This is a genomic window from Millisia brevis NBRC 105863, from assembly GCF_001552615.1.
GTDB lineage: Bacteria > Actinomycetota > Actinomycetes > Mycobacteriales > Mycobacteriaceae > Millisia > Millisia brevis.
The window spans coordinates 184,340-206,150 of sequence record NZ_BCRN01000005.1 but is presented as its reverse complement, the minus strand read 5'-3'; the positions used below and the strand labels follow the sequence as shown (position 1 = coordinate 206,150).

Annotated in this window: 21 protein-coding genes; 14 read left to right on the top strand and 7 right to left on the bottom strand. The window is 68.3% G+C overall.

Annotated elements, in window-relative coordinates; all coding sequences use genetic code 11:
• Nucleotides 1-348 precede the first annotated feature (348 nt).
• The 5 genes from MB1_RS09225 (at nt 349) to MB1_RS09205 (ending at nt 5,200) form a co-directional block, all read left to right on the top strand.
• Nucleotides 349-918, top strand: a complete 570-nt coding sequence (locus MB1_RS09225) for a nucleoside/nucleotide kinase family protein (RefSeq protein ID WP_066905992.1) — start codon at nt 349-351, stop codon at nt 916-918.
• 174 nt (nt 919-1,092) lie between these two features.
• Nucleotides 1,093-2,391 carry an ABC transporter substrate-binding protein gene (locus MB1_RS09220; RefSeq protein ID WP_066905991.1) on the top strand — a complete coding sequence of 433 codons (1,299 nt, stop codon included), beginning with the start codon at nt 1,093-1,095 and terminating at the stop codon, nt 2,389-2,391.
• The gene (locus MB1_RS09215; RefSeq protein WP_439646930.1) at nt 2,369-3,445 is read left to right on the top strand and encodes a carbohydrate ABC transporter permease; all 1,077 of its coding nucleotides are present in this window, start codon (nt 2,369-2,371) and stop codon (nt 3,443-3,445) included. The genes MB1_RS09220 and MB1_RS09215 overlap by 23 nt, the downstream gene beginning before the upstream one ends.
• Complete coding sequence (locus MB1_RS09210; protein ID WP_169801630.1) at nt 3,442-4,269, top strand: carbohydrate ABC transporter permease; 828 nt, start codon at nt 3,442-3,444, stop codon at nt 4,267-4,269. The genes MB1_RS09215 and MB1_RS09210 overlap by 4 nt, the downstream gene beginning before the upstream one ends.
• Nucleotides 4,270-4,291: 22 nt before the next feature.
• Complete coding sequence (locus MB1_RS09205; RefSeq protein WP_066905987.1) at nt 4,292-5,200, top strand: aldo/keto reductase; 909 nt, start codon at nt 4,292-4,294, stop codon at nt 5,198-5,200.
• A gap of 72 nt (nt 5,201-5,272) precedes the next feature.
• Here the strand turns inward: MB1_RS09205 and MB1_RS09200 are convergent, their stop codons facing one another.
• The gene (locus MB1_RS09200; RefSeq protein WP_066905985.1) at nt 5,273-5,914 is read right to left on the bottom strand and encodes an NAD(P)-dependent oxidoreductase; all 642 of its coding nucleotides are present in this window, start codon (nt 5,912-5,914) and stop codon (nt 5,273-5,275) included.
• A gap of 106 nt (nt 5,915-6,020) precedes the next feature.
• On the opposite strand from MB1_RS09200, the gene MB1_RS09195 reads away from it, so the two are divergent.
• Nucleotides 6,021-6,398: a winged helix-turn-helix transcriptional regulator gene (locus tag MB1_RS09195; protein WP_066905983.1), complete on the top strand. Its 378-nt coding sequence runs from the start codon at nt 6,021-6,023 to the stop codon at nt 6,396-6,398.
• Between the two features lie 32 nt (nt 6,399-6,430).
• On the opposite strand, the gene MB1_RS09190 is transcribed toward MB1_RS09195, so the two are convergent.
• Nucleotides 6,431-7,873, bottom strand: coding sequence for an MFS transporter (locus MB1_RS09190; RefSeq protein ID WP_066905981.1), 1,443 nt, complete (start codon nt 7,871-7,873; stop codon nt 6,431-6,433).
• Nucleotides 7,874-8,120: 247 nt separating this feature from the next.
• Here MB1_RS09190 and MB1_RS09185 point away from each other — a divergent pair, with 247 nt between their 5' ends.
• The 7 genes from MB1_RS09185 (at nt 8,121) to MB1_RS09160 (ending at nt 14,113) form a co-directional block, all read left to right on the top strand.
• Entirely contained in the window at nt 8,121-8,732 is a 612-nt protein-coding gene (locus tag MB1_RS09185; RefSeq protein ID WP_066905979.1) for a TetR/AcrR family transcriptional regulator, read from the top strand.
• 348 nt (nt 8,733-9,080) lie between these two features.
• Nucleotides 9,081-9,389, top strand: coding sequence for a hypothetical protein (locus tag MB1_RS09180; protein ID WP_066905977.1), 309 nt, complete (start codon nt 9,081-9,083; stop codon nt 9,387-9,389).
• Nucleotides 9,386-10,189, top strand: coding sequence for a hypothetical protein (locus MB1_RS09175; RefSeq protein WP_157083977.1), 804 nt, complete (start codon nt 9,386-9,388; stop codon nt 10,187-10,189). Before MB1_RS09180 ends, MB1_RS09175 begins: the two co-directional genes overlap by 4 nt.
• Nucleotides 10,186-10,665 (top strand): hypothetical protein, encoded by a 480-nt coding sequence (locus MB1_RS09170; RefSeq protein WP_066905973.1) that lies wholly within the window; start codon nt 10,186-10,188, stop codon nt 10,663-10,665. Before MB1_RS09175 ends, MB1_RS09170 begins: the two co-directional genes overlap by 4 nt.
• A gap of 122 nt (nt 10,666-10,787) precedes the next feature.
• The gene (locus MB1_RS25605) at nt 10,788-11,468 is read left to right on the top strand and encodes a hypothetical protein (RefSeq protein ID WP_157083976.1); all 681 of its coding nucleotides are present in this window, start codon (nt 10,788-10,790) and stop codon (nt 11,466-11,468) included.
• Nucleotides 11,469-11,637: 169 nt separating this feature from the next.
• Nucleotides 11,638-12,831, top strand: coding sequence for a trans-sulfuration enzyme family protein (locus MB1_RS09165; protein WP_084351281.1), 1,194 nt, complete (start codon nt 11,638-11,640; stop codon nt 12,829-12,831).
• A gap of 88 nt (nt 12,832-12,919) precedes the next feature.
• Nucleotides 12,920-14,113 (top strand): PucR family transcriptional regulator, encoded by a 1,194-nt coding sequence (locus tag MB1_RS09160; protein ID WP_066905971.1) that lies wholly within the window; start codon nt 12,920-12,922, stop codon nt 14,111-14,113.
• Here the strand turns inward: MB1_RS09160 and MB1_RS09155 are convergent.
• From MB1_RS09155 to MB1_RS09140, 4 genes are all read right to left on the bottom strand, one after another.
• The gene (locus tag MB1_RS09155; protein ID WP_066905969.1) at nt 14,093-15,283 is read right to left on the bottom strand and encodes an aromatic ring-hydroxylating oxygenase subunit alpha; all 1,191 of its coding nucleotides are present in this window, start codon (nt 15,281-15,283) and stop codon (nt 14,093-14,095) included. The genes MB1_RS09160 and MB1_RS09155 overlap by 21 nt on opposite strands.
• A 68-nt stretch (nt 15,284-15,351) precedes the next feature.
• On the bottom strand, nt 15,352-16,551 hold the full coding sequence (locus MB1_RS09150; RefSeq protein WP_066905967.1) for an FAD-dependent oxidoreductase: 1,200 nt from the start codon (nt 16,549-16,551) through the stop codon (nt 15,352-15,354).
• Nucleotides 16,552-16,713: 162 nt separating this feature from the next.
• Nucleotides 16,714-17,808, bottom strand: coding sequence for a homoserine O-acetyltransferase MetX (gene metX / locus MB1_RS09145; protein WP_066905966.1), 1,095 nt, complete (start codon nt 17,806-17,808; stop codon nt 16,714-16,716).
• Between the two features lie 91 nt (nt 17,809-17,899).
• Nucleotides 17,900-18,607 (bottom strand): polysaccharide deacetylase family protein, encoded by a 708-nt coding sequence (locus tag MB1_RS09140; RefSeq protein ID WP_157083975.1) that lies wholly within the window; start codon nt 18,605-18,607, stop codon nt 17,900-17,902.
• Between the two features lie 91 nt (nt 18,608-18,698).
• Between MB1_RS09140 and MB1_RS09135 the strand changes: the two genes are divergently transcribed.
• Entirely contained in the window at nt 18,699-19,997 is a 1,299-nt protein-coding gene (locus MB1_RS09135) for a TrpB-like pyridoxal phosphate-dependent enzyme (RefSeq protein WP_066905964.1), read from the top strand.
• Between the two features lie 82 nt (nt 19,998-20,079).
• On the opposite strand, the gene MB1_RS09130 is transcribed toward MB1_RS09135, so the two are convergent.
• A complete protein-coding gene (locus MB1_RS09130) occupies nt 20,080-21,609 on the bottom strand; it encodes a fused MFS/spermidine synthase (RefSeq protein ID WP_066905962.1) in 1,530 nt (509 codons plus the stop codon).
• Nucleotides 21,610-21,811 lie beyond the last annotated feature (202 nt).

Sequence of the window (21,811 nt, the reverse complement as noted above, 5' to 3'; positions counted from 1 at the left end):
CGGGCGGCGCCGCACGACGGTGGTGGCCTCGTCGCATACCTCGCAGACGCCGTCCCGGACGTAGCCCGGGCAGCCGTCGCGCGAACACCGATGCGCTGTCATCCAGACCCCCTGATCCCTCGCCGGATCGTGCATCCAGTGTGCGCGTCTGGCCGGCACTGTACCCGGGTGTCGGTATGTCGTCCGGCCGATCATCCCCCCGCGGTTGTCCGCGAATCGCAGGCATCACTCGCAGGCGTCGACATCGGCCGGCGCGGCGGCCTCGCAGTGTCCCGGCGTGCTCGCCGGGCCCGGCCGGCCGCACCGGGGCCGCCGCACCGACCTCGGGCGCCGTACCGTTGCCCGACTATGGGCGCCTCGGGGATCGACGATGTCGTCTCTCTCGTTCGCGCCGCGGCGGCAACCACCGGGGCTCGGCGCACCGTGATCGTCGGGATCGACGGTCGGGCCGGGTCGGGCAAGACGACGATCGCGGCGGCGGTCGCCCGCGCCCTCGGTGACTGCCCGATTGTGCACATGGACGACATCTACCCGGGCTGGGACGGGCTGGCCGCGTCGATCCCGATCCTGGTCGCGGACATCCTCGAACCGATCGCGGCCGGACGGCCCGCCCGATTCCGCCGCTGGGACTGGGCCGCGGCTGCCCCGGGCGCGGTCCGCGAGATCCCGCCGCCGGCGACGCTGGTGATCGAGGGTGTCGGCTCCGGCGCGCGGCCCACCGCAGCATTCGTCGATGTGCCGGTCTGGATCGACGCCCCCGCGCAGGTGCGCAAGCAGCGCGCCCTCGCCCGCGACGGGGAGATGTTCGCCGCCAACTGGGACCGCTGGCGCGACCAGGAGGAGCTGCTGTTCACCGACGATCCGGTATGGGAACGGGCGGCGATCGTCCTGGACGGGACGGCGACGGACGCCCGCTGAACCCACCCGACACGGGCGCGCGTCGGGTGTCGATGCCATCCGGAGCGTCGCACCGTCGCGCCGGTTTCCGGGGTCCTCACAATTGTCCGGAGTGACCGGGGTCTCAGAGGCCGACCTATCGTGCAGTAGGTTTCCAAGGCACCACCACAGTCACCGCACCATGAGGAGTAGCCAATGGCGTCCTACTTCAGACGATCCGCGATCGCGGCCACCGCGCTGTCGATGCTCGTGATCAGCGCCTGCTCGTCCGACACCACCACCTCCGACACCACCACCGGAGCGGACGAGACCACGGCCGCTGCCGATGACGGCGACGGCCGCGGTCCGATCACCTATGTCGAGGGCCGCGATACCTCGGAGAACCAGCACATCCAGCAGATCATCGAGCTGTGGAATCAGCAGAACCCGGATGAGCAGGTCACCTTCCAGGAGCAGCCCAACGACGCGGACACCACCCACGACAACTACGTCCAGCAGTTGCAGGCCGGTCAGTCCGACTACGACGTCCTCGGCCTGGACGTGATCTGGACCGCCGAGTTCGCCGCGAACGACTGGATCGTGCCGCTCGAGGGCGAGTACGCCGTCGACAACACCGGCATCATCCCGGCCACCGTCGCGAGCGCCACCTACAACGGCACCCAGTACGCCGCGCCGAAGAACACCAACGGCGGCCTGCTGTTCTACCGCACCGACCTGGTGCCCACCCCGCCGAGCACCTGGGGCGAGCTGCTCGACAGCTGCACGATCGCCGCCGAGAACAACATCAACTGCTACCTCGGCCAGTTCTCCCAGTACGAGGGCCTGACGGTCAACGCCTCGGAGATCATCAACGCCAACGGCGGCTCCTTCGTCGCCGAGGACGGCCTCACCCCCGCCGTCGACACCCCCGGCACCCGCGCGGGCCTCGAGCAGATCCAGCAGGCCTTCGAGTCCGGCGTCATCCCGCAGGTGGCCACCACCTACAAGGAGACCGAGAGCCAGCAGGCCTTCCAGGACGGCGGCGCGCTCTACCTGCGCAACTGGCCGTACGTCTACGGCACCGCCGCCGAGGAGGGCTCGCAGATCATCGGCAACTACGGCGTCGCCCCGCTGCCCGGCCCGACCGGTCCCGGCGCCTCGACGCTCGGTGGCTACAACCTGGCGATCTCCGCGTTCTCGAACAACAAGCTCACCGCGCACGACTTCATCGAGTTCATGCAGAGCCCCGAGGCGCAGCGAATCGTCGCCGAGGGTGCGTTCCCGCCGGTCCGCGCCGATCTCTACAACGACCCGGCGCTCGTCGAGCAGTACCCGTACCTGCCGACGCTGCTGACCTCGATCGAGAACGCCGTGCCGCGCCCGGTCACCCCGTTCTACCCGGCGGTCTCCGCGGTCATCCAGGAGAACGTCGCCGGCGTCATCTCCGGAAGCAAGACGATCGACGCCGCGATCACCGATATGCAGGCCGGAATTGAGTCGGCCGGATCCCGGTAGGTCCGATCGGTCCACACCCGCGACGGCCGGAGCACCCCGCTCCGGCCGTCGTGGCGTGCGCGCCGCCGGCAACCGCCTGAACTTCGAGCACCACGGCTGGCTGCTGGTCATCCCCGGCCTGGTGGTGCTGGCCGTCGTCATCATCTACCCGGTGCTGCGGGCGGTGCAGATGTCGCTGCAACGCGACCGCAGCCTCGACCCGACCACCGGAAAATTCGTGCAGGGCGGCTGGAACGGTGTCCAGAACTACGTCACCTGGTTGACCCAGCGCTGCCCGGGCCGCGACGGCCTGGTCAGCTGCCCGCCGGGACTGCCGGAGTCGCAGTTCTGGGGCGCGGTCTCGAACACCCTGCTGCTCACCGTCATCACCGTCGTGCTCGAGATCGTGATCGGCCTGTGGATGGCCGTGATCATGGGCAAGACCTTCTGGGGGCGTTCGCTGCTGCGCGCCGCGGTGCTGATCCCCTGGGCGATCCCCACCGCGGTGACCGCCAAGCTCTGGTACTTCATGTTCGCCCCGGACGGCATCGTCAACAGCATGTTCGGCACCACGATCCTGTGGACCGCGGGCGGCTGGCCGTCGAGATTCGCGGTGATCGTCTCCGACGTATGGAAAACGACGCCGTTCATGGCCCTGCTGATCCTCGCGGGGCTGCAGATGATCCCGAACGACGTCTACGAGGCGGCGCGCATGGACGGCGCGAACGCCTGGCAACGGTTCGTCCGCATCACCCTGCCGCTGATCAAACCGGCGTTGATGGTGGCGATCCTGTTCCGGGTGATGGACGCGCTGCGCATGTACGACCTGCCGCGCATCCTGGTCACCGGCAACACCGAATCGACGCGCACGGTGTCGATCCTGGTGGTCGACCAGATCCGTCAGGGCGAGGTCAACAGCGCCGCCGCCCTCTCGACGATCACCTTCCTGATGATCTTCGCGATCGCATTCCTGCTGATCAAGATGCTCGGCGCCCAGATGATCGACACCGGCGACGACAAGCCCGGCAAGGCGAAGGCGCAGGACGAACCGGCGAAGGTGGAGGCCCGCACATGACCGCCCTGCGCAATTCGCGGGTCTACGTCGGCGCGCTGATCATCCTGGTGTGGGGGCTCGCGCCGTTCTACTGGATGGTGGTCACCGCCTTCCGCGATGCCCGGTACACCTTCGACACCACCCCGTGGCCGACGCACATCACCCTCGACAACTTCCGGCAGGCATTGTCGACCAATGCGGGCAACGACTTCTCCCGCGCGGTGGTCAACAGTCTCATCGTCGGAGGCGCGACCACCGCGATCGCGCTGCTGTTCGGGGTGCTGGCGGCGTACGCTCTCGCCCGATCGCAGTTCCGGTTCAAATACCTTGTGGTGGGCCTGATCCTGGGTGCGTCGATGTTCCCGGTGGTCGCCCTGGCCACCCCGCTTTACCAACTGTTCAACTCGATCGGGTGGTTGGGCAGCTACTGGGCGATGATCATCCCGAATATCTCGTTCGTGCTGCCGCTGACGATCTACACCCTGGTGTCGTTCTTCCGGGATCTGCCGTGGGAGCTCGAGGAGGCCGCCCGGATGGACGGCGCCTCGCGGGCGCAGGCATTCCGGATGATCATGCTGCCCCTGGCGGCGCCGGCGGTGTTCACCACGGCGATCCTCGCGTTCATCGCCACGGTCAACGAATTCCTGTTGGCCAGCTTGCTGTCCAATCAGCGCACCGAGCCGGTGACCGTCGCGATCGCCCGCTTCTCCGGCGCCGATCCGTCGGTGGTTCCCTACGCCTCGATCATGGCGGCCGGAACCATTGTGGTGATCCCGTTGGTTGTGTTGGTGTTGGTCTTCCAGCGCCGCATCATCTCCGGCCTGACCGCAGGCGGCGTCAAATAGTCTTCCGCGAAGGAGCACAAGCATGGCCGATCTCGATCTCGGACCCATCGTTCTGGGTGGCAACTCGTTCGGCTGGACGTCGAACCGCGAGGACACCTTCGGTGTGCTGGACGCGTTCGTCGAGGCCGGCGGGACGACGATCGACACCTCCGACCTGTACTCCAGCTGGGTTCCGGGCAATACCGGCGGTGAATCGGAAACGCTGATCGGCGAATGGACCGCCGAACGGGGCAATCGCGATCGGGTGCAGATCATCGGCAAGGTCGGCATGTGGGCGGGCCGCCCCGGCCTGTCCCCGGACAACATCCGCGCCGCCGTCGATGATTCGCTGAAGCGACTGCAGACCGATTACTTCGACTTCTACCTCGCCCACAAGGACGACGACTCCGTACCGCAGGAGGACGTCGTCGGTGTCTTCGACGAACTCGTCCGGGCGGGCAAGGTCCGCCGGCTCGGGGTGTCGAACTTTTCCGCGGACCGGCTGCGCTCGATCGTCGAGATCTCCCGGGCCACCAACGCCGCGCCCTTCGTCGTCGCGCAGGACAAGTTCAACCTCGTCGACCGCGGGTACGCCACCGCCCTGGCACCGACCGTCGCCGAGCTCGGCCTGGTGGAGATCCCCTTCTACAGCCTGGCGAGCGGCTTCCTGACCGGCAAGTATCGGCCGGAGACCACCGTCGACTCCCCGCGCGCCCAGGGGGTCACCGCCCTGCTCGACGACCCGAAGAACCTCGCGTTGCTCGACACCCTCGATCGGATCGCCGCCGCGCACGACGTCTCGGTCGCGGCGGTCGCGTTGGCGTGGCTGCGCAGTCAGCCGACCGTCGCGGCGCCGATCGCCGGCGCACGGACCGCCGCCCAGGTGGCGCCGCTGGTCGAATCGTTCACCCTGGTGCTCGACGACGACGAGTTGGCCGCGCTCGACGGCTGATCGGTCGCACGACGAAGGCCCCCACCGCGGCGGGTGAGGGCCTTCGTGGCGTTCGGGTAGATGGGCGACGGCTCAGTACGCGAAGCTGATGTGCTCGCGCGGATGCGCCGCGGCCTCGACCTCGTCGATGACGGCCGTCGCGAAGTCGGCGCCGCCGATCGCGGACTTTCCGTCGGCATCGAACAGCGCCACCTCACCGCCGGTGCGGTACGTGCCGCGCGGCTCGGTCACCGGAAGGTAGCCGCCGAATTCGCCGGCCGGGCTGACGAACGTCCAGTTCACCGATTCCGTTGTCTGCGAGAGGTACTCGCGCACCGCGTTCATCTCGCGCGCCTCGGGAGCGATCTCGGGGGGCAGCGCGTCGCCCTCGGCGAACCGGGGCGCGCCGGGAGCCGGGCGCAGCGACCCGAAGCCGCCGATCACGATCAGCCGGGCGTTGTTTGCCGCCGCCTGCTTCGCCAGCTCCGCGTAGGTGTCGACCAGCGTGCCCTCGGAACCGGCCCGCGGCGACAGCGCGCCGATGACGACGTCGGCACCCGCGATGGCGGACGCACCGGCGGTCTGCACGTCGCCCTGCACGTAGGTGACGCCGTCGATCGGCTTCTCCGGGGTCGAGCGGCTCAGCGCGGTCACGGTGTTTCCGCGCCGAGCGGCCTCGGCGGCGATGGCCGCTCCGGCAAATCCGGTGCCGCCGATGATGGCGATGGTGGTCATGTGAAGGTGCCTCCCTGCTCGTTCACGATCCCTCGGCTCGGTCGAGCCCTTATAGTTACCGTAGGAGACCAGGTACCGATCGGGAAGTAGGCACTTTGTGGTAACCATGGCGGAGGGGCGGCCTCCCGGCCTCGATCCGGATCCCTACCAGCAGGGCTGTCCCACCAGGCATATCCTCGACCGGATCGGTGACCGGTGGACGGTCCTGATCGTGGGCGCGCTCGGCGACGGCACCCTGCGGTTCTCGGAGCTGCGGCGCCGCGTCGACGGGATCTCCCAGAAGATGCTGACCCAGACGCTGCGCGAGATGGAACGCGACGGTCTGGTGACCCGCACCGTCTATCCGGAGGTCCCGCCGCGCGTCGAGTACACCCTGACCGACGCCGGCTCGACTCTGCGCGGGCCGCTCAAGGCCTTGGAGGACTGGTCGATTCAGCATCTGCCGGGGGTTCTGGCTGCCCGGGAGCGGTACGCCGACGCGTGAGGATCCGGCGGCGGCCGGGCCCGACGACGGGTTCAGACCCGGGAGGCGGCCGGAGCGGTCGACACCACAACCTCCGGCCTGCCGGTGGTCGACCGCGGAATCAGGGTCGCGAGCATCAGGGCGGCCAGCGAGACCCCGGCGCCGATCAGCAGGCTGATGCGGAAGCCTGCTTCGGAGGCCATGACGTGCCCGCCCATGGTGATCGTCATCTGCGCCAGAACCGCACCGACCACCGCGGCGCCCACCGACGTTCCCAGCGAGCGCATCAGGGTATTGAAGCCATTGGCGGCAGCGGTTTCCGTCAGCGGCACCGAACTCATGATCAACGCCGGCATCGCACCGTAGGCCAGGGCCACCCCGCCGTTGATCACCATGAGCGACACCATGACTCCCCAGGCGCTGCCGAACAGCAGTTGGGAGAGAACGTATCCCGCGATCAGGACCGCGATCCCGCTGACGAGGGTGAACTTCGGGCCGCGCGTATCGGTGAGCTTCCCGCCGATCGGCGAGACCAGCATCATCGTCAATCCGCCCGGCAGCATCCACAGACCGGCCGCGAGCATCGACTGGCCCAGGCCGTATCCGGTGGCCTCCGGCAGCTGCAGCAGCTGCGGGAAGACCAGCATGCTGGCGTACATGCCGGTGCCGACGAAGATCGACGCGATATTGGTGGTCAGCACCCGCGGTCGGGCGGTGGTCCGCAGGTCGATCAGTGGATCGAGGGTGCGCAGTTCCCAGAAGCCCCACACCAGCAGCGCGACCACGGCGCCGGCGAACAGGCCGAGGATCGTGCCGGACGTCCACCCCCAGGTGGCGCCCTTGGAGACCGCGAGCAGTAGGCAGACCAGGCCGATCGCGAGAAGGATCGCGCCCTGCACGTCGAATCGTTGACCGCGCGCGGCGGGCGGCACATCGGGGATCAGCTTCCAGATCAGCAGACCGATCACGACGGCCAGGACCGCGGATCCCCAGAACAGAACCTGCCAGTCCGCGTACTGGGCGACCGCCGCGGCCAGCGGCAGACCGAGGCCGCCGCCGATCCCCATGGACGCGCTGACCAGCGCAATCGACGAGCTCAGCTCGCCCTGCGGCACGATATCGCGCAGCAGGGCGATGCCCAGCGGGACCATGCCCATGCCGAGGCCCTGCAATCCGCGCCCGACGATCATCGGACCGACCGACGTCGCGAGCGCGCAGATCACCGAGCCGACGGCCAGCGGTACGGCGCAGGCCAGCAGGACGCGCTTCTTGCCGAGGATGTCGCCGAGTCGTCCGGTGACCGGCACGCAGACCGCGGCCGCGAGCAGGGTGACGGTGATGACCCAGTTCGAGTTGGACGCTGTCGTGTTGAGGATGCTGGGCAGAGTCGGCAGCAGCGGGGTGACCAGGGTCTGCATGATCGCCGCGGTCGTACCGGCGGCCGCCAGGGTGGCGATCGCACTGGTCGAACGCGTGCCGGAGCGGGGTGAGTCCATGTGGATGCGACTCCCTTCGGGAGTGACGAGAGGGGAAGCGACCTCGTACCGGCGGTGATTCCGAGCGGCGTCGATCGGGGGCTGAGCCTCGAGGCCAATAAGTAAACGCTTGAAGACTTGGCTATGCTAGGAGCGCTCCGAACGCTAAGTCAACAAGCGATGACAACGCTGTGGGCGACGTCACCCCGGTCCTGGCGTCCCTTCGGTTCGGGTGCTGGTCCGAGCCGGTCGTAGCGGAAGGTAGGCCATGTCCGAGTTGCCCGAACCTCGTCGCCGCAACGCCGTCGCCACCCGCGAGGCGCTGCTCGAGGCGACGCGCGCGCTCCTCGCGGAGCAGGCCGGCACCGTCACCACGCGCGACATCGCCGCGCGGGTGGGCGTCAACCAGGCGCTGATCAACCGCTACTTCGGCTCCAAGGAGAACCTCTTCGTCGAGGCGGTTCGCCCCGGCATGTCCGAGGTGGTCGAGGTCGTCACCGCCGAGCCGCTCGAGGAGGTCCCGGAGCAGGTCCTGGGCATCGTGCTCGCGACCCGCGGCTCCGGTTCGGGCGTCGCCGGCCTGCTCGGCGGTCCCGTCGACAGCGATACGGTGCGCGCGATCGTGCGGTCGACCATCGAGAACGTCTTCACCGAGACCCTCGGCGCCCGCCTGGACGGCCCCGACGCGGGCCTGCGCGCCGAACTGATCAACGCCCTCGTCGCCGGAGTCGCCATGATGCGATACCGCATCGGAAGCCCGGCCCTCGCCGCCGCCGACGTCGACGAGATCGCCCACTACGTCCGGCTGATGGCCGCCCCGCTCCTCGACGCGCAGGCGTGCCGAGATGTCGAGCCGACCGGCTCGTCTGCCCGGGATTGAGGCCGTGAGTCGGCACATCTGCGAGACCGGGGGTGCCTCGGCCCGATGCGCGCTCGAGGCGTTCCGCCATGGATCAGTTCACTTGCGGGCCTCGTCGGATCCCGCTTAGCATTCCGAATGCGGACCCCTCCACTCCTGTGGATCAGGGGGTCTTGCTGTTTGTGGGGCAATTCGAGAGGTTGCCGGTGAGGACTCGTCAGTCGAGTACGCGTCGTCCGCTTCCAGTCGCTTCCAGTCGGACTCGCACCCATCAGGTGGCACATGGGTCACCGGCCAACCTGGATCACGACATGGCGGGCATAATGACCCGGACCGAACTCGCGGTTGGGGACCGCGAGCGTTCAGGGGGTGACGGTGCCGGAGGAGTTGTGGGTCGATCCGCAGGTCCTGCGGGGTCTGGCCACCGATCTCGGGCGCATCTCCGAGGTGATCGAGGGCATCGATCCCCGAGGTCTCGACGAACTGGCGTCGGCGATGCCCGGCTCGGACATCGGACGAGCCTGCGCGGACTCCCGCGACGAAACCTGGCAGGCGCTGTCGAACTGCGCGAAGCGGGTCGGGCAGATGGGCTTCCTGGTGCGCGGAGCCGGTGATGACTACCAGGCCACCGACTCGGAGATCGGTACCGGTTTCACCGCGATGGGTGACCTCCCGTGAGTCTTCCCAGCAAAGCGCAACTGCTCGGCTGGCGGCCCGACGCTCTCCGAACCGTGGCCGACGAACTGCAGACGGCAGCGCGCGAGCTGCAAGAGCGTACCGATGAGATGGTTCGGGCGGTCCACCGTCCGGCGGACGAACGAACCTGGACGGGGGACGGTCAGAAGGCCGCCGCCGCGCGGGCGGAAGCCGATCGCGAGGCGTTCGACTCGATGGCCACTCGACTCGACCAGGCCGGCGAGGCGGTCGGCGGAGCGTTCCGTGCAATCGACTACCCGGTGGCCCGGATCCGTACGCTGCTCGACACCACATCCCCGTACATTCGCGTGGACAACGACTGGGCCGTGACCGTCGTACTTCCCGACCCGCCGGCGGAATTGGTCGTGGAGGCGGAGGCCCTGTCGGCATCGTTGGTCGACCTGGTGCGCGCCGCGGGCGATGCCGACGCGCGAGCCGCCGAAGTGGTGGAACCGCTGCTGTCGGGGCTCACCGGGATCGTGCCGGAACGGCTGTCGATCGGCGGGGATGCCGGCGCCGCCGACGCGCGGGCAATGGCCGACGGCAGTATCAATCCGGAGATGCGGGCACGCATCGACGCGGCGACCGAACTGACGGCCTCGCAGTGGGAGCGGCTCGCGCGCGGTGAACGCATCGATCTGCCGCAGGGACAGTTCGATTATCCGCGATCAATACGAGAGGTATCGAGCTGTACGGGGATTTCGCGCAGCAGTTCGGGCGAGACACAAGCGAGACCGCCACGCAGTGGGGCTTCTACGGCGGGCGGCTCACCGAGTCGATGACGGCGGCCGCATTTCAGCACGATGAGGGCGTGCGGGCGGAGGACCACGCTCGAGCCATCGGCGTTTATGAGGACAAGGCATTCGGTAGCGGGAATCTCACAGCGTTGGTTTCGGCGGTTCCCGTTGTGGGCGGCGCGTGGGCCGGTCTTGCCGACTCGTACTACAACTACATGGAGAATCCGACCCCGAATCCGTATCTGGCCGAAGGTGATGATGCCCAGCGGCGTCTGATCGATCGGATGCTGACGGATGAGCGCCTGTACCGCAGTGTGCTCGAGGGGGTGGTTGAATCGCGGCCGGAACTGGTCGATGCGGCGCCTTTGCCTGTCGATATCCAGGGGATCGGTCCCGACCGCAATGGCCTCGGCGTGACAGACCTTGCCGCACTTGACAAATGGATGAGAGAGGCGGGCATTCCGTTCGCAGATTTCCGTCTGCATCTCATGGGTGCGTCTGGCTACGGATGGTCGGAGTAGCCGTGCGTACACAACGTATGCTCTCTTGCGCAGCTATCCTGTCGGTGTTGGCGGCGATCCCCGCAGGATGTGGGTGGGACAGTGGCAACCGAGGCGGAGGGGCGTCATCTCAACTCGAGCCGATGGAGACTGCTCCCTTTCCCCATGCGGAGCAGGAGAATTCGTTGTCCTTCCGGTGGAGTGACGCGAGCACGCTCGATCTGATGTCCTCGGACGGAACCTTCCTTCGCGCCGTGATCGAGTCCTGTAGGCATGCGACATCCGGTGCGCCCGATGCCGTCTACCCGGGATTCGGCGAAGCAATGGCGGGCGCTGTCACCCCGCCGCCCGATCCGGACGGTCCCCCACTCCTGGGTACCTCGTATGTGAAGGTCGTCCGAGGTCAGGAAGTCGCGGATGGTGTGGTCGAAGCTTGGTATTGCGAGTACACAAACCATCTTGGATACAAGGTAATTGACCCGAAAAGTGACGATGCAGCCTACGTGATTGGCAATGGCGGCACCACCCGGTCGGCTTGGCGCGTGGAATACAGCAGAAGTCCCGGCGACGACGGTTTGTTGGTGCTGCCCCCATCGAATCAGAAAGGGGACCAAGGAGCCCCGAGTTCCAACGTCTTCGGTAGCTGGAAGGTGCTCAGCATCAATACCGAGAGTTTCGCGCCCGGGACCTTCCTCGCCAACGACTGCATTGGACAGGCTCCGGATACGCCGTGGAACTGGCCGTTGACCGATGAGCCTCAGTACGGACCGGAAGCTGCAGCAGCGCTACCTCCCTATCCGGGGTGGCCCGAAGCGCCCGGGTGACCGGATAGCGCACCGGCGCCCGCGTGGATTCCGATCGGAGCCGTCCGGCTCCCCGAGAAGGTATCCGCCTGCCGTGCGGCCGGGAACATCACAACGTCGACCCGGATGACGTCAACTCCCGACTCCGTGTCTGATGCGAAACTAGGCTCCCGGCCTCACACTCGAGCGGGTGACCACGGACGCGAATCCCCAGCCGCCGTCGACGCAGGCCCCCGCATCCACGGGTACCTCCAGCCGGAGGTCCTTCGACAGTCGGGCGATCCATCCCCCGGAGGCGGCGACCGACTACGCCGGTTCGGTGGCGATGCCGATCTTCCTGACTTCGACGTTCCAGCGCTCGGTGCAGTTGGCGGAGCGGTGGGACTACTCGCGGGTGGCGAACCCGACGCGCAGCGCGCTCGAGTCGTGCCTCGCCGACCTCGAGGGCGGCATCGACGCTGTCGCCACCAGCTCCGGCATGGGCGCGATCTCGCTGGTCGCGATGGCGGTCTGCGAGGCGGGCTCGCACGTGGTGCTCTCCGACAACGTCTACGGCGGCACCTGGGACCTGTTCAGCGGACTGCTCGACCGCTGGGGTGTCGAGGTCGGCCTGGTCGACCTGACCGATCCGGACGCGTTGGCCGCCGCGATGCGTCCGACCACCGCGATGGTCTACGGCGAGACCCCGTCCAACCCGCTGCAGAAGGTGATCGACCTGGCCGCGGTCGCGCAGATCGCCCACCGACACGACGCGGTGCTGGCGATCGATTCGACCTTCGCCTCCCCGGTCCTGCAGCGGCCGATCGAATTCGGCGCGGACATCGTGGTGCAGTCGACCACGAAGTATCTCGGCGGCCACTCCGATGTGATCGGCGGCGCGGCGATCGCGGCCGATCCGGAGATGGCGGTGCGCCTGCGGGAGACCGCGCGCGTCCTCGGCAGCATCGAGTCGCCCTTCGACGCGTGGCAGGTGCTGCGCGGGGTCAAGACCCTCACCGTGCGCATGCGTCAGATCTGTGAGTCCGCGCAGCGGATCGCGGAGTACCTCGAACAGCATCCGCGGGTGCGCCGCGTCTACTACCCGGGCCTGCCGAGCCACCCCGGCCACGACGTCGCCGCCCGGCAGATGTCCGGGTTCGGCGGCATCGTTTCGGTCGAACTCGACACCGACGCCGACGAGGCCGCCCGGGTGTGTACCCGGTTCGAGCTGTTCACCCTGGCGGTGTCGCTCGGCGGCGTCGAGTCGCTTGTCGAGCATCCGCACTTCATGACGCACTGCACCACCGGCCCGGACGCCAACATTCCGGCTTCGCTGCTGCGGTTGTCGATCGGCCTGGAATCCGCCGACGAACTGATCGACGACCTGGCGTTGGCGCTGGGTTAGGTCGCCGGGGTCCGGCGATCCGTCCGGTTCGGCGGGCAATCGTCCCGCCGGCGAGAATTACCGCCGCGACCTGCCTATTCTGGCGATTATGACGTTCGGGCCGATGCAGGATCTGGTCGACGCCCTGGCGGAACGGCTGACGCGCAGCGTGGTCGTCGAGGACCACACCCTGCACCTGGTGGCCTTCTCCAAGGACTACGGGGACGCCGACTCCGCCCGGGTGGCGTCGCTGCTCAGCCGCAGGAGTCGCCCCGACGACGTCTATTACGCGCGGCTGCGCCTCGCGACCGGCCCGACGGCGGTCGAGGGCAACGACGAATTGGCGTTCTACGCCCGCCTCGCGATCCCGATCCGCTACGAGGGGATGCTGCTCGGCTTCGTCTGGCTGATCGATCGCGACGGCACGCTCACCGACCCGGAGGTCGACGACAGCGTCACCGTCGCCCGGCGCGTCGGGGAGTTGCTGCACCGACGCCTCGTCGCCCGCGACGCCGACGACGCGCAGGTCTCCCACCTGGTCGAGCGGGTGATCCACGGCGACGCCCCGGCCCGCTCCGCCGCTGCGGCGGACATCCTCGGGCAGGAGTACCTCGAGGACGACTCCTTCATCGTCGTGGTGACCGCACGCTTCCCGGAGCCGGTCGACGACCGGTCGCTGATCCCCGCGGCCGTGCAGAACGCCTGTCGACGGCTCCCACCGCGCACCTGGATCGCGCGTTCCACCACCCGCGAGGCGACGGTGATCGTCGCGCGCCGACGCCCACCCACCGACGAGGCGCGGTCGGTGGCCGATGCGCTGTGCACATCGTTCGGCGCCGGTGGGCACGACTTCGGCATCGGGGTGAGCAGTACCCGGCAGAGCCTGGCCGACGCGGCGACCTGTCACCGGCAGGCCGAGATCGCGGTCGCGGTCACCGAGCGGCGCAGCGGAATTCGTGCGCTGGGGTTCTGGGACGAGCTGGGGCCCTACCGGCTGATCGGCCAGCTGCCGACCAGCTTGGTGACCAATCCCCTACTGCCACGGGGTGTTTTCCGGTTGTTGCGGTCCAATGATGCGGGCCAATTGGTCAGCACCGCCGAGATGTTCCTCGATTGTGGCGGTGACAAGCAGCAGGCGTCGCAACGCCTGAGTATCCATCGGTCGACGATGTACTACCGGCTCGACCGGATCGCGACGATCACCGGTCTGAACCTCGACGACGGCAACGATCGCCTGCTGCTGCACCTGGCCATCAAACTGTGGCGCCTCGACGCCCCCGACTCACTCTCCCCCGACGGCTGAGTCGGGGATGCCCATCGCCGCGCGGTACCACGGGTAGAACCAGTGGCCGATGATCTCCGACTCGGTCGGAACCAACACGCCGCCGCGCTCGTAGAGCGGTGAGCTCATATTCGGCTGGCACCACGCCGATGCGTCCAGATCCTGCTTGTTGACCAGGTGGAACAGCTCGATCGAATCGCTCAGGTCGTAGTCCGGGTTGTCGACGACAGCCGGGTCGAAGAGCCACTCGCAGGTCAGGCGGGTATGCGTGGCCGAGATCGGTTCGAATCGGTGCAGGATCGCGTGATCGGGGAGCAGTGACAGGAAGGCGTTGGGCCGCAAGATCATTCCGAAGTACTTCGCATCATCGGTGGGGAGCAGGCCGGGCAGCATCGGCAGGGCGCGCTTGCCGCTGATCGTGAATCCCTCCTTCCCGGGTGCGAAACTGTAACCGTCGGTGTGGTATCCGCCGGTGCCCAATTCCTCGAAGGACGCGAAGGTCGGGATCTGTTCGACCAGCTCCGGGTGAATGGTGCCGCAGTGGTAGCACTCCTGGAAGTTCTCGAAAATGATCTTCCAGTTCGCCTCGCACTCGTAGGTGTACATGCCACCGACCACCAGGTTCTCCAGGCCGAAGCGGTCGACGCGGGACAGGTCGCCGTCGAGCCGGTAGCGCAGTTGCGCCCCGATCTGCTCCTCGACGGTGCCGCCGTCGCTGCCGGCGAGGTTGACCCAGATCAGGCCCTTCCATTCGTCGACCGCCACGGTCGCCAGGCTCAGACCGGACTTGTCGACGTCGGTCATCGCCCGCCAGTTGGGCGCATTGCGCAGCGCGCCGTCGTCCAGGGAGTACTGCCAGGCGTGATACGGGCAGCTGATCGACTTGCCGGTGTTGCCGTTGTCGGTCAGACAGAGCTGGGAGCCGCGGTGGCGGCAGACGTTCAGGTAGGCGCGCAGACCCTTGCGGGCGCGTACGACGATCACCGCGGTGCCGGCGATCTCGACGCGCAGGAAGTCGCCGATGTTCGGCATCTGTTCGGTGCGGCCGACCAGATTCCACTGGGTCGCGAAGATCCGTCGCTGCTCCTGCGCGAAGATCTCCTCGCTGGTGTAGAAGCGGCCGGGCAGGGTGGGGATCAGAGATTCGGCGGGGTCGGCGTTCGACGCCGGCCGCGGCAGCTGTGTGGTCATGACGGGTCCTGTTCGGTGCTCGATGCGGCGGGCGCAGCTGCGACGATGCAGTGCAGGTGGGTAATCGGCTACATGCCGTGCGGGGTGAGCGAGCCTTCGGCGATCGCCAGGGTGGGTACGAAGTCGGGATCGACGATCGCCGGTCGGTTCCACGCGAACGGTTCGATCGGGTACTCGGTGCCGCCGTCGAGGGCCAGATCCGCCATGATCCGGCCCATCAGGCTCGCGAATTTGGCGGCGTGCCCGGCGCCGCAGAACATCGCGATGCGCGAGCTGCCGGCGACGTGGTCGACCAGGAAGTGCCGATCCGGGGTCAGGTCGTAGCAGCAGGCGCGGGAGAACATGCGCGGGCCGAGTGCATCGGGCAGCCGCAGCGCCATGAAGTCCTCGACCTGCTTGAGGTTGTCCTCCCGAACATCCCAGGACCGGTTGGCGGGGTCGATCAGATCGTGCGGCCGATCGCGCCCGGCCTTGGTGGCGGGCAGACCGAATACCGGGAAGCCGTAGTAATTTTCGACCTCGTCGTGGTAGATCCAGATACCGAAGCGGTCCGGCGCGAATTCGAGCAGATTCTGCGTCGCCCAGTAGCAGACCTGTTCGTGGGAGACGACGATCGGATTGCGCAGTCCCATGCTCTCCAGCAGCATCGGCGACCACGAACCCGAACAGACGCTGAGGGTTTCACCGACGAAGATCCCGGCGTCGGTGGTGACCTCCACCCGATCGGGGTATTCGGTGATCGCGGTGACCGGGGTGCGGTCGACGTAGGTGACCCCGTTCGCGCGGCCGAGCGCCAGATGGCCGTAGGAGGCCTTGCGGATGTCGAGGATTCCCGAATCCTTCTGGTAGACGGCGATATCGTCGTCCTTGACGTGCCACTGCGGCCAGCGGCGCATCAGCTCGGCGGAGTCCATCATCTCGAACTCGTGTCCCGCTTCGGTGAGCGCCGGCGCGTACGGCTCGACGTGCTTCGGCCGGCCGACGTCGACGCCACCGGTCTTGGTGACCAGTGGAAGGCCGGTGCGCTCCTCGATCAGCGACCAGGTGTCGTACGACGCCTGCGTCAGGTTCGTGTAGAACGAGCTGTGATACGCGTGGCGAATGATCCGGGAGAAGTCCATCGACGCACCGAGTTCGTGGCCGAGGTCGTACTGTTCGAGGCAGAGCACCGATTGGGCGCCCTTGTCGGAAAGCCAATAGGCGGTGGCACTTCCGATACCTCCTGCCCCGAGCACGATGTGGCGGAACCGTCCGGCGATTTCGGGCATAGTGCTCACTCCTGATGTGGTCGCACCGTGGGGCACGTGGCTGTCGTACCGCTCCCTATCGATCGTCCACGTGGGCCGGGTCGGCTTTCATCCGTCAGAGTGTCGGAGTTGGTCGCCGTCGAGTCGGATACGGTGCGTGACCGGCCCGTGACCCGGGGACCGCTATCCGCGGGCGAGGGCGGTGCGCACCGCGTCGAACATCACCTCGCGTTCGATGAAGAAGCCGTCGTGTCCGTGCGGGGAATCCGCGATCCGCGCCGGCTCGCAGTTCGGCAGCCGGTCGGCGATCTCGTGTTGTAAACGAATGGGGTACAACGGGTCCGAACTGAAACCGATCACCGTGGCGGGGACGTCGAGCCCGCCGAGCAGCTCATCGATCCGGGCGCGGCTTCGCCCGCGGTTGTAGCTGCTCATCGCCCGGGTCAACGTGACATAGGTGCCGGCGTCGAAACGCGGCAGCAGGGTGTCGGCCTGATGGTCGAGCCAGCTGCCCACGAAGCCGCGCCCACCCGACACCGTGTCGGGGAACTTGTCGTCGAGGCCGACCTCGCTGCGGTAGCTCAGAAAGGCGATGCGGCGGGCCAGCGCCAGCCCGCCCGCGGGGCCGCCGGCGTCGTAGTAGTCGCCGCCGTGCCACTTCGGGTCGGCGGTGATCGCCTCGATCTGCGCCGATCGGGAGGCGATCTGCAGGGCGGTCGAGCGGGCCGAACAGGCCACGAGCAGCGCCGAGGCGAGCGCATCGGGATACAGCCGCATCCATTCGAGGGTGCGGTGCCCGCCCATCGACAGTCCGATCGCACCGGCCAGTCGGGTGATGCCGAGGGCATCGATGAGACGACGTTCGACCTCCGCCTGGTCGGCGGCGGTGATCTCCGGGAACCGTGACCCCCAGCGACCGCCGTCGGGATGCTCGGACGCGGGACCGGTGGTGCCCTGACAACCGCCGAAGACGTTCGGGCAGATCACGAAGTAGGTATCGGTGTCGACGACCGATCCGGGACCGACGAAGTCGCCCCACCAGCCCGGTGTCGGATGCCCGGGTTCGGCGGCCCCGGCGACGTGGCTGTCGCTGGTGAAGGCGTGCTGGATGAGCACGGCATTGTCCCGCGCGGGGGCGAGCCGGCCGTATGTCTCGTAGGCGACGGTCACCGGGACGTCGCGCACCCGCCCCACATCGACGAAGCGCCGCCGGCCGACCGGATCACCGACTCGCCACGCGCCGCTGACGTAGGTCGGATCGATGCGGTGCGCGGCCATGGTCGGCAGTATCGAAGCGGCGACCGCCCGCGGCAACCGACACCGTGTACGACGCTTGCGGTCGGCCGCGCCACGGCGGTAGCCGGACGGGTCACGTCCCGGACAGCAGGTCCGACACCGTGACGAAGCGGTATCCGTCGGCGCGCAGCCGATCGATGACCACTCCGGTCGCCTCGCGCACGTGCCGGCGGTCGTTCCAGGGATGCAGCAGCACGATCGACCCCGGCTCAGCCGCCGCGACGGTGGCGTCCGCGATCTCGGCGGCCGACTGCGGGGTATCGCCGAAGGTCTCGACCGATACGTCCCACATCACGGTGAGGCGGTCGTGGCGGGCCAGGTACCAGGGCAGGACGAAGAGCTTCTTGCCGTAGGGCGGGCGGAAGGTGATCGGGCCGTCCCACCCGGCCGCGCGGATCCGCTCGTCGGTCGGCTCGATCTGATCGGCCACCGCGGACGGCGACACCAGCAGCATCCGGCGGTGGGACCAGGTGTGATTGCCGAGCTCGTGGCCGGCCGCCACGATCTTCGGGCCCGACTCCGGGTGGTCGGCCATACCGGCGCCGTTGAGGTAGAACGTCGCGGCCACGTCCCGCTCGGCGAGCAGGGCCAGGATCTCGTCGGTCGCTTCGTCCGGCCCGTCGTCGAAGGTCAGCGCGATCACCTTCTCGGTGGTCGCGACCCGATCGACATGCTCGCCGAAGAACTGAATCGTGCGGGAGCCGGACACTTTCCACGCGGCGCCGGCCGATGCGGCAACGACCAGCACGGCGGCCAGCAGCACGATCGGGAGTCGTCGCATCCGGGTCACCCTACGGCCCGAACACCGGTGCGCGCCTGCTCACGGGCCATTCGGATGTGTCGAGTCGGCGCACGTCGACTACCCTTTCCGCGTGAGCACGTCTGCCGACCTTTCGCCCGATATCACGACCGTCGCCGTACCCACCCACTGGTACAACCTGGCGGCCGACCTTCCGGAGCCGATTCCGCCGCACCTGCACCCGGGGACCGGAGAGCCGGTCGGACCGGACGATCTGGCGCCGCTGTTCCCGTCCGGCCTGATCGCCCAGGAAGTCACCACCGAGCGGTACGTCGAGATCCCCGAGCCGGTCCGCGAGATCTACGCGCGGTGGCGTCCGTCGCCGCTGATCCGGCTCAAGGCGTTCGAGAAGGCGATCGGCACCACCTCGCGCATCTACGCGAAGTACGAGGGTGTCAGCCCGGTCGGCAGTCACAAGACCAACTCCGCCGTGGCCCAGGCCTACTACAACCACCTCGACGGGGTCACCAAGCTGACCACCGAAACCGGCGCCGGACAGTGGGGCAGCGCGCTGGCCTTCGCCGGCGCCCAGTTCGGCATCGACGTCGAGGTCTGGCAGGTGCGCGCCTCCTACGAGTCGAAGCCCTACCGCGGCTACCTGATTCGCACCTACGGCGGCACGATCCACTCGAGCCCGTCCACCCTGACCGAGGCCGGCCGCAAGATCCTCGCCGAGACCCCGGACACCACCGGCAGCCTCGGCATGGCCGTCAGCGAAGCCGTCGAGGCCGCGGTGGTCGACCCGGAGGCCCGCTACGCCCTCGGCAGCGTGCTCAACCACGTCGTACTGCACCAGACGGTGATCGGCCAGGAAGCGGTCGAGCAGCTTGCACTGGTCGAGGACGGCGGAGCGGACGCGGTCTTCGGCTGCGCCGGTGGCGGTTCCAACCTCGCCGGGCTGGCCTTCCCGTTCATCCGCGAGAAGATCGAGGGCCGCTCCGACCCGCTGATCGTCGCCGCGGAGCCGACGGCCTGCCCGTCGATCACCAAGGGCGAGTACCGCTACGACCACGGCGACGTCGCCGGGCTGACCCCGCTGCTCAAGATGCACACCCTCGGCAAGGACTTCGTGCCCGACCCGATCCATGCGGGCGGGCTGCGCTATCACGGCATGTCGCCGGCGCTCAGCCACACGGTCGAGCTGGGCTACGTCCAGGGCACCGCGATCGATCAGGACACCGCGTTCGCCGCCGGCGTCACCTTCGCCCGCAGCCAGGGCATCGTGCCGGCGCCGGAGTCCACCCATGCGATCGCCGCCGCCATGCAATGGGTCGCCGAGGCGGACGAGCCCAAGGTGGTGGTCATCGGTCTGTCCGGCCACGGCCAGTTGGACCTGCCCGCCTACGCCGAGTACCTCGAGCGGCAGCAGTAGTCCGCACCGCACCCGGCTGTTTGGGGAGTTCTGCATCCGTGCCGAGGATGCAGAACTCCCCGCGGGGATGGCTGTGGCCGGGTCAGCGCGATCGGCTGGTGGCGGGGTAGGGCTCGAGGATCTGGTCGACCGGCGCGTAGTTGTCGGTCAACACGATCGCGTCGCCGATCCATTCGGTGAGCGCGTCGTCGGAGATCACCGCCCAGTCCGAGTCGCGCGCGGTCAGCGACGCGCGCACCGCGTCGAGGTCGATCGGCCGATCCGAGGCGACCACCACCAGATTGCCGCCGTCCGCCGGGACGTCGCCGATGCCCAGATCGTTGGGCGGACCCAGCACCGCGACGTGTTCGAAGACCTCCCCGATCGTCGCGGTCTCCGCCCGGGCGAACTGTTGGCGGCCGTGGTCGATCAGATTGGCCACGTAGATCCCGTCCTCATCGAGCACCCGGTGGACCTCGGTCAACGCCTCGCGGGTGGTCAGATGCCAGGGCACGCTCACCCCGCCGAAGGCGTCGCCGACCACCAGATGACGGCTGTCCGAGGCCAGCCGCCCGAGGCCGAGTCGCCCGTCCTCGACGCGCACCTCCAGGTCGTCGCCCGTGACCAGCCCGAGCCGTTCCCGGTCGATCCGCACCACCCCACCGTCGATCTCGGAGACCAGACTGGTGGTGCCGGGACGCACCTGCTCGAGGTAGCGCGGCAGCGTCATCCCGCCCCCGCCCAGGTGATACGCGTCGATCGGCGCGCCCTCCGGAAACGCGGTGTCGATGACCGACGCCATCGCCGTGACGTAGGCGAACTGCAGATAGGTCGGATCGGCGAGGTCGACGTAGGAGTGCCGCAGCCCGTCGAGCATCAGGATGCGGCCGTTCTCCCGATCGGGATCGGTCTGCACCGACGCGCAGTGGTACGTCGTCTCCGCGTCGCATCCGCCCGGTGCCACCGCCGCCGCGACGCCGCCCGCGACCACCGCCAGCACCGGCGCGACGATGCCCGCCGGCCGCCGCAACATGATCTCCACGATGATCGACCCGATCACCAGCGCCGCTCCGAGCCCGACCAGAATGCCGCTGACCGGCACCCGGGAGATCAGCACGAAGCCGGTGATCACCGTGCCGACGATCGATCCGACGGTGCCGATACCCGAGAGTCGACCGACGACCGTCCCGGTCTCCGCCAGGTCGGTCAGCCGCAGCTTGGTCACCATCGGGGTCACCGCGGACAGCAGGGCGCCGGGCACGATGATGCTCGCCGCCGCGGCCGGTAGCAGCAGCGCGCCGTCGGCGGCCGCGCCCGCCGCGCGCACCAGGAACGGGGTGGCCGCTGCCGCCGCCCCGGAGATCGCCAACGCCGGTCCGATCAGCCGTCGCGGATCGGTGCGGTCGGCGATGCGGCCACCCGCCCACGAACCGAGCGCGATCGCCGCGAGGGCGATACCGATCACCAACGTATTGGTTTCCAGGGTCAGCCCGAGGTAGGGGGCGAGCAGGCGCAGCGCCACCAACTCGATGACCAGAACCGCTGCGGAGGACAGGAAGACCAGCACGACCGCCGAACGCGCTCCGAGCGTCGGTGCCTGCGCATCGGCGGAATCGGTTGGTTCGACGCTCACAGAAAGCCTCCCGATGAGGGACGAACACGCTCCGTCGATAGTGGACGAACGTTTTCCGTTCGGCGCGACGGGACTTCATCCTCGCTATATCATTTGCGCCATTATCGCCCGCGCCGCGGCGTTCCCGTCGACGGGGTGCGGCGTGGGGATGTCGCCCGCAACGCAGCGGTCTGTTCCGGTGCCGTGCGGCGGCGGAGTGTGC

Coding starts and splice junctions, on each gene's coding strand:
- MB1_RS09225 (WP_066905992.1), top strand. CDS start 349: ATGGGCGCCTCGGGGATCGACGATGTCGTCTCTCTCGTTCGCGCCGCG.
- MB1_RS09220 (WP_066905991.1), top strand. CDS start 1,093: ATGGCGTCCTACTTCAGACGATCCGCGATCGCGGCCACCGCGCTGTCG.
- MB1_RS09210 (WP_169801630.1), top strand. CDS start 3,442: ATGACCGCCCTGCGCAATTCGCGGGTCTACGTCGGCGCGCTGATCATC.
- MB1_RS09205 (WP_066905987.1), top strand. CDS start 4,292: ATGGCCGATCTCGATCTCGGACCCATCGTTCTGGGTGGCAACTCGTTC.
- MB1_RS09200 (WP_066905985.1), bottom strand. CDS start 5,914: ATGACCACCATCGCCATCATCGGCGGCACCGGATTTGCCGGAGCGGCC.
- MB1_RS09195 (WP_066905983.1), top strand. CDS start 6,021: ATGGCGGAGGGGCGGCCTCCCGGCCTCGATCCGGATCCCTACCAGCAG.
- MB1_RS09190 (WP_066905981.1), bottom strand. CDS start 7,873: ATGGACTCACCCCGCTCCGGCACGCGTTCGACCAGTGCGATCGCCACC.
- MB1_RS09185 (WP_066905979.1), top strand. CDS start 8,121: ATGTCCGAGTTGCCCGAACCTCGTCGCCGCAACGCCGTCGCCACCCGC.
- MB1_RS09170 (WP_066905973.1), top strand. CDS start 10,186: ATGACGGCGGCCGCATTTCAGCACGATGAGGGCGTGCGGGCGGAGGAC.
- MB1_RS25605 (WP_157083976.1), top strand. CDS start 10,788: ATGGAGACTGCTCCCTTTCCCCATGCGGAGCAGGAGAATTCGTTGTCC.
- MB1_RS09160 (WP_066905971.1), top strand. CDS start 12,920: ATGACGTTCGGGCCGATGCAGGATCTGGTCGACGCCCTGGCGGAACGG.
- MB1_RS09155 (WP_066905969.1), bottom strand. CDS start 15,283: ATGACCACACAGCTGCCGCGGCCGGCGTCGAACGCCGACCCCGCCGAA.
- MB1_RS09150 (WP_066905967.1), bottom strand. CDS start 16,551: ATGCCCGAAATCGCCGGACGGTTCCGCCACATCGTGCTCGGGGCAGGA.
- metX (WP_066905966.1), bottom strand. CDS start 17,808: ATGGCCGCGCACCGCATCGATCCGACCTACGTCAGCGGCGCGTGGCGA.
- MB1_RS09140 (WP_157083975.1), bottom strand. CDS start 18,607: ATGCGACGACTCCCGATCGTGCTGCTGGCCGCCGTGCTGGTCGTTGCC.